The sequence below is a fragment of the Streptomyces sp. NPDC048650 genome, assembly GCF_043199095.1.
Taxonomy (GTDB): domain Bacteria; phylum Actinomycetota; class Actinomycetes; order Streptomycetales; family Streptomycetaceae; genus Streptomyces.
Genome location: NZ_JBICVM010000026.1, coordinates 46,444 through 52,443, shown reverse-complemented (window position 1 = coordinate 52,443; position 6,000 = coordinate 46,444). Strand labels below are relative to the sequence as shown.

Below are 6,000 nucleotides of genomic sequence, written 5' to 3'. Positions count from 1 at the left end.
GAAGTACGGCAAGAAGGTCGAGGTGGACGACCCGTGGGGTTACGGCCGCTCGCTGGAGTGGGCGACGTCCTGCCCGCCGCCGCGGCACAACTTCCGCACCCTGCCGCGCATTCGCTCCGAATCCCCGGCGTTCGACCTGCACCACCCGGAGATCGGGCGCGAGCTGGACGCCGCCGGTGCCCCGATGAGCGGGGCGCGCGGATGAGCGGGGGAGGGGGAATGCGGATGGACGAGGCGATCAATGAGATCGAGGGATATCTGCTCCGGGAGGCGGAGAAGGAACGGGCCCGGACCCGGGCGGACGCCTTCTGCGCCGGCCTGCCGTGGCTGACCGACACCCAGCGCAGAGAGGTCGAGCTGCGCTATTGCCAGGACCAGCGCGACGCGTCGCGTGCCTATTGGGAACGCATCGCCGTCCGCAGCGCCACCTTGCGCACCGAATACGAGAGCGTCTATCGGGCGCTTCGGCGCCGGCTGATCACCGCATTCCTCAGCGGCACGGTGGCCGTGGCGGCGCTGGTGGCCGTGGCGGCCGCCGGTCTGGGCGCGCGCTGAGCCGGTGACGGCCGCCCGGGAGCGGCCGTCACCGGCCCTCGAACACCGGCCGGTCAGCCGGTCACGGTGATCTGGGACGCCGGGTCGGTGGTGTCGGTGACCCGGTAGGCGGCGTTGAACGTCGAGCTGGTCGCGCCGGTCGGGCAGCCGAACCCGCCCACCACCTTCACCGGCACCGCGGCGTTGGTGAAGGTGAGGGTGGACGGCGCGCCGTTGGTCCAGGTGCCGTTCACCGTCGCCGGTGCCGTGGGGGCGGCGGTCACGGTGCAGGACGCCAGTCCGCTGGTCTTGAGCACGAACCCGCCGGAGGGGATGGTCAGACCGGCGGTCACCGGCGACCCGTTCTGCATGGCCACGCCCCAGCCGCCGGACGTGGTGACGGTCGCGCTGACGCCGGGCATGCTGGTCGTGCAGGACCCGTAGGTGGCCGGGCTGATGGAACTGCTCACCGGGCCGGCCGCGTTGTGGTTGTCGGGCGCGGCCGGCACCTGTCCGCCGGCGGATGAGGTCGAACAGGTCACGGTGACCGAACCGGCCGTGAAGGTGGCCTTGCCGCTGAGGGCGGCGGTGAACTGGTGCCCTGCCGGGCTCACGGTCGTGGCGGCAGCCGCGGCGGAGGGCTCGCCCGTGGGCTGGGCCGCCACGGAGGCCGGTACGCCGAGGGACAGCCCCAGGACCGTGGCGACCCCGGTGCCGGCGGCACGTAATCCGCGTCCACGGGGCGAACGGCGCGCAGCGGGTGCGGGCGTCTTCGTCATGCTGGTCTCCTTCTGAGGGGTGAGGTGCCGGAGGAGCGTGCGGGACGGTGCGGGGTGGTGCGAACGGGGCCCTGCCCGTACGCGGACGAGGGTGTGGGGACACGCGTACGGGCAGGGCGGACGGGGGCGGGCGGTCGCTTCGGACTCGCCCCGGCGGTCGGTCAGGACTCGCCCGTGGTGGCGGCGGCCGCCGGCTCACCGGGTGTTTCCGGGGCCGCCGCCGCGACCGGCTGCCACGCGAAGATCGAGGATCCGCCGAGGATCCCGATGACCGTGCCGATCAGAAAGCCGCCGAGGTTGGACATCACCAGCGCGCCCGCCGCACACAGCACGGTGAGGACGCCGGCGAGGCCGCGGTAGTGCGGCGCGAACCACGCCGAGAGCCCCATCACGATCATCACCAGCCCCATCAGCACCGACGGAATACCGGCGATGCCCTGCTGCAGCATGATTTTCAGCGGGGCCAGGGGGATGGCGCAGATCTCGGCGCCGGCGATGACGGCCGCCAGGCCGCCCCAGAAGGGACGTCCCTTTCGCCAGCGCCGCCAGGTCAGAAGCATTCCTTCTTGCCCTTGGAGACCTTCATGCTCAGACCGGAGAGCTTGAACGTCCCCGCGTTGGTGGCCCAGGCGGTCTGCCGCAGCTTGCTGATGCTGACGTCGTCGGCCTGCTGCGCGAAGAGGTCCTGCATGCCCTGGGCGCTGGCCGGCCCCTTGTCCAGGGTGGAGGCGTCCCGGCCGATCTCGATGTTGTGGAAGGACGCGTTACCGGAGAGTTGGGTGGCGTCCACGAACAGATCGCGGGCCTCGACGGGCCTGTCGCCCGTCCCGGCGCTGAGGTTGAGCGAGATGTCGCCGATGACGGGCAGGTGGGTGACCACCGACTGGCAGAGGTGGTTGAGCTGCGCCGTCTTGATGGCGGTGACGGCGACCGGCAGGAGGTCGCCTCTGGCGTTCGCGTCCACGCTGCCGTACTGGGCGAATCCATCGCCCTTCAGGCTGTCCGCGGACACCTTGAACTGTTGCCCGGAGACGGCGAACGAGGCTGCCAGCGCCCCGTTGGCCAGGGCGATGCCCAGTGCCGCGGTGCCGGCAAGGGCCGGGACGGACAGCACGGCGAACCTGCGCCAGCTGATGCGTCCCGTGACAGGTCTGCCGTGGGTGTCTTTCATGAGGTGAGTCCCCTTCGAAGAGCGGTCGAGCACGCTGTCGAACCGTGTGGGGGGAGTGCATGGAGGTGCATGGACGTGCGTGACGTGCGTGACGTGCATGACGTGCGTGGAATGGCGCGTGTGGTGCTGGAGCCATGCGTGACGAGTGGCGCATGTGCGTATGTGCGTATGTGGGGGAGAACGTGCGGCTCTGGCCCGCGTGCTGTCGGACCGTGCGGGGATGTGGTGAACTCCCGCGTGTTACTGGCGAGTTGAATGTAAGTCCGCCAATGACAGCTGGCAAGGTTGGGGGCGGAACCGTTTTCGGACATATCGCAGTGCGCCGCAACGCGTCGATGCGGCGAGCGCTCCCTGCGTCGAGCGGCGCGGCGGGCCCGCCGCAGGCCGCACCGCAACCGCGGTGCAGCGACGGCAGGCCCTGGGGGCCGCTCGGGCGCGCGCAGCCCAGGGGGTTGTCGACCCCGGCTGCTCATGGCGAAACGCCGCTGCCCGCCTGCCCGCCTGCCCGCTTGCCCGCCTGCCCGCCTGCCCGGGCGCGGCAAGGCGCATGCTGCTGCGGTGGCCGGCCTACCGCTCGGGTTCGTTCCGGCACGCCAACGCCCACGTTCGGGGGCGCTGTTAAACGGTCCAGGACCTGCGGCAGCGGGGTCAGCCGTAGTGCACCCGCAGCTCCTTGACGCCGTTCAGCCATGCAGAGCGCAGCCGGCGCGGATCGCCCGCCAGGGAGATGTCCGGAAGGGTGTCCGCGATGGCGTGGAAGATCAGGTTGATCTCCAGGACGGCGAGCGACTTGCCGAGGCAGAAGTGCGGTCCGCCGCCCCCGAACCCCAGATGGGGGTTGGGGTCACGGGTGATGTCGAAGACCTCCGGGCGGTCGAACACCTCCGGGTCGTTGTTGGCGGAGGAGTAGAAGATCCCGACCCGCTGCCCCTTCTTGATCTTTGCGCCGCCCAGTTCGGTGTCCTGCGTGGCGGTGCGCTGGAAGGACACCACCGGCGTGGCCCACCGCACGATCTCCTCGGCCGCGGTCGCCGGGCGCTCGCGCTTGTAGAGCTCCCACTGCTCGGGGTGGGTGAGGAAGGCGTGCATGCCGTGGGTGATCGCGTTGCGCGTCGTCTCGTTGCCGGCGACCGCCAGCAGCAGTACGAAGAAGCCGAATTCGTCCGACCCGAGATTCCCCTCGTCCTCCGCCGCCACCAGCCGGCTGACAATGTCCTTGGCCGGGCACTCCTTGCGCGCCGCGGCGAGGTTCATCGCGTACGAGATCAGCTCCATCGCCGCGTTGGTGCCGACCTCTTCGGTGATGGCCAGTTCGGGGTCGTCGTACGCGATCATCTTGTTCGACCAGTCGAAGATGCGGGACCGGTCGTCCTGGGGGATGCCGATGAGCTCGGCGATCGCCTGGAGGGGGAGCTCGCAGGCGATGTCCGTGACGAAGTCCCCGGCGCGCTTCCGCCGCGCCTCCTCGACGATCCGCGCCGCCCGGTGCCGCAGGGCGTCCTCCAGGGCGCGGATGGCGCGCGGGGTGAAGCCGCGCTGCACTATCTGGCGGACCCGGGTGTGCTCCGGCGGGTCCATGTTCAGCATGATCAGCTTCTGTACGTCGATCTGGTCGCGGGTCATCGACTCGTTGAAGCGGATGATCGAGGTGTTGAGGTTGGCCGAGTAGACGTCCGGTTTGGTGGACACCTCTTTGACGTCCTCGTGCCGGGTGACGACCCAGTAGCCGTCGTCGCCGAAGCCTGCGATGCCGTGCGGCTGCGCGTTCCACCACACGGGTGCGGTCTGCCGCAGCTGCGTGAACTCCGGGAGCGGGACGCGGGTTCGGTAGACGTCGGGGTCGGTGAAGTCGAACCCCTCGGGCAACGCCGGGCATGACATGGGCGACTCCTGGTCCATCTGGCATCCGAGAGTGCGGGCTGCTGAGCTGCTGAGGCTCTGGTCTTCCGGGGCTTCTGGGTCTCTGGGCTTCTGGGTTTCTGGGTATTTCGGGCTTCCGGACGGGCTTCCGGACGGCTGGTTCCCGACGTTACTGACGACCCATCAGTTGCATTCGCGGTGAAGGTAGTAACGAGTTCTACAAGTGGCAAGGGGTGCGGCGCCACCTGTTGTGGACAACGGTGGTGCACGACCCTTGCGCCCCGGGGCGAGGCTCATAAGACTGTTTGTAGAAGTAGAACGCGTACTAGTTCTTCTTCCGTGGGTGCCGGGACGCCCCGCGGACATAGGAGAGGACGAGTCAGTCATGGCCGCGGAACCCGTCATCGTCGAAGCCGTACGCACCCCCATCGGCAAGCGCCAGGGCGCGCTCGCCAACCTCCACCCCGCCTACCTCCTGGGTGAGACCTACCGCGAACTCCTCGCGCGCACCGGCATCCAGCCCGACTGCATCGAGCAGATCGTCGGCGGCACCGTGACCCACGCCGGCGAACAGTCCATGAACCCCGCGCGCAACGCCTGGCTCGCAATGGGTCTCCCCTACGAGGCCGCGGCCACCACCGTCGACTGCCAGTGCGGGTCCTCCCAGCAGGCCAACCACATGGTCGCCAACATGATCGCGGGCGGCGTGATCGACATCGGCATCGGCTGCGGCGTCGAGGCGATGTCCCGGGTGCCGCTGGGCAGCGGCTCCAAGCACGGCCCCGGCAAACCCTGGCCCGACGAGTGGAACGTCGATCTGCCCAACCAGTTCGAGGCCGCCGAACGCATCGCCCGCCACCGCGGTCTGACCCGCGAGAACGTCGACTCGCTCGGCCTGATCTCCCAGGAACGGGCCGCCACCGCCTGGTCCGAGGAGCGCTTCAAACGCGAGACCTTCGCCGTCCAGGTCCCCACCACCGAGGAGGAACAGGCGGCGGGCCAGGGCATGTGGCGGCTGGTCGACCGCGACGAGGGGCTGCGCGACACCAGCATGGACGCGCTGGCCGGCCTCAAGCCGGTCATGCCGACCGCCGTCCACACCGCGGGCAACTCCTCGCAGATCTCCGACGGCGCGAGCGCGGTCATGTGGGCCTCCAAGCGCATGGCCCGCGCCCTCAAACTCAAGCCGCGGGCCCGGATCGTGGCCCAGGCGCTGGTCGGCTCCGACCCGCACTTCCACCTCGACGGGCCCATCGACGCCACCCGCGCCGTACTCGGCAAGGCCGGCATGTCCCTCAAGGACATCGACCTCGTCGAGATCAACGAAGCCTTCGCCTCCGTCGTCCTCTCCTGGGCCCAGGTCTTCGAACAGGACCTGGAGAAGGTCAATGTGAACGGCGGCGCCATCGCCCTGGGCCACCCGGTCGGAGCCACCGGCGCCCGCCTCATCACCACCGCACTGCACGAACTGGAGCGCCGGGACAAGGAATTCGCCCTGATCACCATGTGTGCGGGCGGGGCGCTCGCCACAGGGACGATCATCCAGCGGTTGTGAAGACGCCCCAACCGCCCCAACCATCCCAACCACCCCAACCTGCGGAAAACCACAGTCGAGTCGGGTGGAAAACCGCATTCTGCGCCGCACCGCGGCTCCGT

General features: G+C 69.7%; 6 protein-coding genes and 1 pseudogene. 3 read left to right on the top strand and 4 right to left on the bottom strand.

Translation table 11 applies throughout. The features are described 5' to 3' along the window. Window positions 1-205: pseudogene (locus ACGFML_RS37580) on the top strand (cytochrome ubiquinol oxidase subunit I); the annotation flags it as partial. 20 nt (window positions 206-225) lie between these two features. Further along, window positions 226-555: a hypothetical protein gene (locus ACGFML_RS37575; protein ID WP_393550365.1), complete on the top strand. Its 330-nt coding sequence runs from the start codon at window positions 226-228 to the stop codon at window positions 553-555. 53 nt (window positions 556-608) lie between these two features. Here ACGFML_RS37575 and ACGFML_RS37570 read toward each other — a convergent pair whose 3' ends face one another. From ACGFML_RS37570 to ACGFML_RS37555, 4 genes are all read right to left on the bottom strand, one after another. Beyond that, entirely contained in the window at window positions 609-1,313 is a 705-nt protein-coding gene (locus ACGFML_RS37570) for a hypothetical protein (RefSeq protein ID WP_393550363.1), read from the bottom strand. Window positions 1,314-1,474: 161 nt separating this feature from the next. Further along, window positions 1,475-1,873, bottom strand: coding sequence for a DUF6114 domain-containing protein (locus ACGFML_RS37565; RefSeq protein WP_393550361.1), 399 nt, complete (start codon window positions 1,871-1,873; stop codon window positions 1,475-1,477). Further along, a complete protein-coding gene (locus ACGFML_RS37560; protein WP_393550359.1) occupies window positions 1,864-2,484 on the bottom strand; it encodes a DUF6230 family protein in 621 nt (206 codons plus the stop codon). Before ACGFML_RS37560 ends, ACGFML_RS37565 begins: the two co-directional genes overlap by 10 nt. Before the next feature lie 648 nt (window positions 2,485-3,132). Continuing rightward, a complete protein-coding gene (locus ACGFML_RS37555) occupies window positions 3,133-4,365 on the bottom strand; it encodes a cytochrome P450 (RefSeq protein ID WP_393550358.1) in 1,233 nt (410 codons plus the stop codon). A 364-nt stretch (window positions 4,366-4,729) separates the two neighbouring features. Here ACGFML_RS37555 and ACGFML_RS37550 point away from each other — a divergent pair, with 364 nt between their 5' ends. After that, window positions 4,730-5,899, top strand: coding sequence for a steroid 3-ketoacyl-CoA thiolase (locus tag ACGFML_RS37550; RefSeq protein ID WP_393550356.1), 1,170 nt, complete (start codon window positions 4,730-4,732; stop codon window positions 5,897-5,899). Window positions 5,900-6,000: the final 101 nt, after the last annotated feature.